Source organism: Dietzia sp. DQ11-44, from assembly GCF_014145205.1.
GTDB lineage: Bacteria > Actinomycetota > Actinomycetes > Mycobacteriales > Mycobacteriaceae > Dietzia > Dietzia natronolimnaea.
This window is the reverse complement of record NZ_JAALEC010000089.1, coordinates 1-3,320: the sequence shown is the minus strand read 5'-3', so window position 1 is coordinate 3,320 and position 3,320 is coordinate 1. Positions and strand designations below refer to the sequence as shown.

The 3,320-nt window shown below is 70.2% G+C and carries 3 protein-coding genes; 2 read left to right on the top strand and 1 reads right to left on the bottom strand.

Features of this window, described 5'->3' with window-relative positions; translation table 11 throughout:
• A partial coding sequence (locus G6018_RS02680) for an SDR family NAD(P)-dependent oxidoreductase (protein WP_182638647.1) occupies positions 1–820 on the top strand: 820 nt, incomplete at its 5' end.
• Complete coding sequence (locus tag G6018_RS02675) at positions 817–1,212, top strand: hypothetical protein (RefSeq protein ID WP_346995241.1); 396 nt, start codon at positions 817–819, stop codon at positions 1,210–1,212. The genes G6018_RS02680 and G6018_RS02675, both read left to right, overlap by 4 nt.
• Before the next feature lie 39 nt (positions 1,213–1,251).
• Here the strand turns inward: G6018_RS02675 and G6018_RS02670 are convergent.
• On the bottom strand, positions 1,252–3,320 hold a 2,069-nt coding region (locus G6018_RS02670), incomplete at its 5' end, for a class I tRNA ligase family protein (protein WP_182638646.1).

The window sequence follows — 3,320 nt, the reverse complement described above, 5'->3', positions numbered from 1 at the left end:
CGGCTGGACCGTGTACGTCACCGGACGCTCGGCCGAGCGACTGCAGGCCACGGTCGACGCCGCGGCCGGCGCCTCCGGCCGGGTGCTCCCCCTCGAGTGCGACCACGGCCGGGACGACGAGATCGTCGCCGTCGTCGCCCGCATCGTCGCCGACACCGGGCGCCTGGACCTGCTGGTCAACAACGTGTGGGCCAACCCCAAGGGCTTCATGGGGTTCAACGGCACGTTCTGGGAGCGGCCCGCCGGCGACTGGGACGCCCTCATGGGCGTCGGTCTGCGCGCGCACTACGTCGCCAGCTGCGAGGCCGCCAAGGTGATGGTCCCGCAGGGGTCGGGCCTGATGGTCAACATCTCGTCCTTCGGGTCGCGCTCGCCGTTCCACACCGTGCTCTACGGGATGAGCAAGACCGCCCTGGACAAGATGGCCTCGGACATGGCGCACGAGCTCGTCGGGACCGGCGTGTCCACCCTGTCGCTGTGGCTCGGCCTCATCCGCACCGAACTCATCCTGTCGTTGGGGATGGACGACTTCAACGGCTTCCCCCTGGACCGGGCCGAGGACCCGACCTTCGTCGGCCGCGTGATCGCGGCACTGGCCGACGATCCGTCGCTGCCGGCGCTGAGCGGGTCCACGGTGATCACGGCCGAATACGGTCGCGAGCACGGGGTGACGAACGACGACGGCGAGGTGCCGCTGTCGCACCGGGGCGCCTTCGGCGGTGGTCCGCTCTTCCCGCCGGTGACGGACGAGCAGCTGGGGATCACGACGGTCGACGAGGTAGCCGAGGCCGGCGGGCACAACGGATTCGTGGGGAGGTGACGGTGTCTCCCCGAGGGATCGGCGAGTTCGACGACCCGCTGGAGCGCCTCGAACGCAACGAACGCCAGGCCAGCCAGGCCATCCGCTACGTCCTGCTGTCCGCCTCGGCCGTGGTCATCTTCGCGGTCGCGCTCGTCGCGGTGGGCGGCGGCATCGGCGAGGAGTGCACGGAACCCGGCGGCACGTGCCTGACCTCCGACCGGGTCGAGGTGGTGCTGCTGCCGCTTCTGCTGTCGGTGATCCTGTCCGTGACCGCGGGGGTCAAGACCTACCGGCGGTGGAAGCAGCACATCAGGTGGCGGCCGTGGCTGTTCGCCAGCTACGCCATGTGGATGATCACCACCACCTACCTGATCGGCTCGTCCTCGGCGGTGTTCGTGCAGGTGGGCTGACCCCTCCACCCGACCGGGACCTCACACCTCCCGGCCCTCTCACGGCACGATGTTGACCATCTTCCCCGGCACCACGATGACCTTCTTCGGGGTCGCCCCGGCGAGGTTGGCCTGCACCTTCTCGTCGGCCAGGGCCGCCGCCTCGACCTCGGTCGGCGTCGCGTCCGCAGGGACGGTGATGCGCGAGCGCACCTTGCCCTTGATCTGCACCGGGTACTCCACCGAGTCCTCGACCAGGTAGGACTCGTCGTGCTCGGGGAACGGGCCGTGGGCCAGCGACCCCGTGTGCCCGAGCCGCGACCACAGCTCCTCGGCCAGGTGCGGGGCGACGGGGGCGACCATCAGCACCAGAGGTTCGACGGCCGACCGCGGCGCTCCCGGCCCCTCGGTCGGGTAGGCCTTGGTGAGGTGGTTGACGTACTCGATGAGCTTGGCGATCGCGGTGTTGTCGCGCAGGCCCGCGAAGTCGTCGCGGACCCCCGCGATGGCCTTGTGCAGCGCCTTGAGCACGTCCTGCGGCGGCTCCTCCTCGGTCACCCGGGCCTGCCCGGTGGACTCCTCGATCACTACTCGCCACAGCCGCTGCAGGAAGCGGTGCGCCCCCACGACGTCCTTGGTGGCCCAGGGCCGTGAGGTGTCGAGCGGGCCCATGGACATCTCGTACACGCGCAGCGTGTCGGCGCCGTACTCGTCACAGATCTCGTCGGGCGAGACGGAGTTCTTGAGCGACTTGCCCATCTTCCCGTACTCCTGGAACACCTCGGGAGCGTCCGGGGAACCGTCCAGATAGAACTTCCCGTCCCGCTCCTCTACATCTGCAGCAGGCACGTAGACCCCGCGCGAGTCAGTGTAGGCGAACGCCTGGATGTACCCCTGGTTGAACAGCCTGCGGTAGGGCTCCTCGCTGGTCACGTGGCCGAGGTCGAACAGGACCTTGTGCCAGAACCGCGAGTAGAGCAGGTGCAGCACGGCGTGCTCGACTCCACCGACGTAGAGGTCCACTCCCCCGGGGTCGCCCTCGCCGTGGGTCTCGGGCCGCGGACCGGTCCAGTAGCGCTCGTTCTCCAGCGCGCACAGCTCGTCCGGGTTCGTGGGATCGATGTAGCGCAGCTGGTACCAGCTGGAGCCCGCCCAGTTGGGCATCACGTTGGCGTCGCGGGTGTAGGTCTGCACGCCGTCGCCGAGATCCAGCTCGACGGTCATCCACTCGGTGGCCTTGGCCAGCGGCGGGGAGGGCATCGAGTCGGCGTCGTCGGGGTCGAAGGACACGGGCTTGTAGTCCTCGACCTCGGGCAGCTCGACGGGCAGCAACTCGTCGGGCAGCGCGTGCGGGACGCCGTCGGAGTCGTAGACCACGGGGAACGGCTCGCCCCAGTAGCGCTGGCGGGCGAAGAGCCAGTCCCGCAGCTTGTACTGGACGGTCCCCTCCCCCGTGCCCTCGCCCTCCAGCCAGGCGATGGTCGCGGCCTTGGCCTCGTCCACGCCCAGACCGTCGAGCGACAGCCCGCGCTCGTTGGTCGAGTTCACCGCCACGCCGTCACCCGCGTACGCCTCGGCCCGCACGTCCAGCTCGCGCCCGTCGGCCGGGGCCACCACCTGCACGATCGGCAGACCGAAGGCCGTGGCGAACTCGTGGTCCCGGGAGTCGTGGGCGGGCACGGCCATGATCGCCCCGGTGCCGTAACCCATCAGCACGTAGTCGGCCACAAACACCGGGACCTGCTCGCCGTTGACCGGGTTGACGGCGTAGGCACCGGTGAAGACGCCGGTCTTGTCCTTGTTCTCCTGGCGCTCCAGATCGGACTTGGTGGCGGCCCGGCGGCGGTACTCCCGCACGGCCTCGGCCGGCGAGGAGTGCCCGCCGGTCCAGCGCTCGTCCAGCTCGCCGGCGGAGCCGCCCACACCGTCCACCCCGCCGGCGGCGACGGTCTCAGGCCAGAACGGCCCGGCCAGCTCGTCGACCAGCGGATGCTCGGGCGAGAGCACCATGTAGGTGGCACCGAACAGGGTGTCCGGGCGGGTGGTGAACACCTCGATGGACCGATCCGCCACGGCGAAGCGGACGCGGGCGCCCTGCGAGCGGCCGATCCAGTTGCGCTGCATGGACA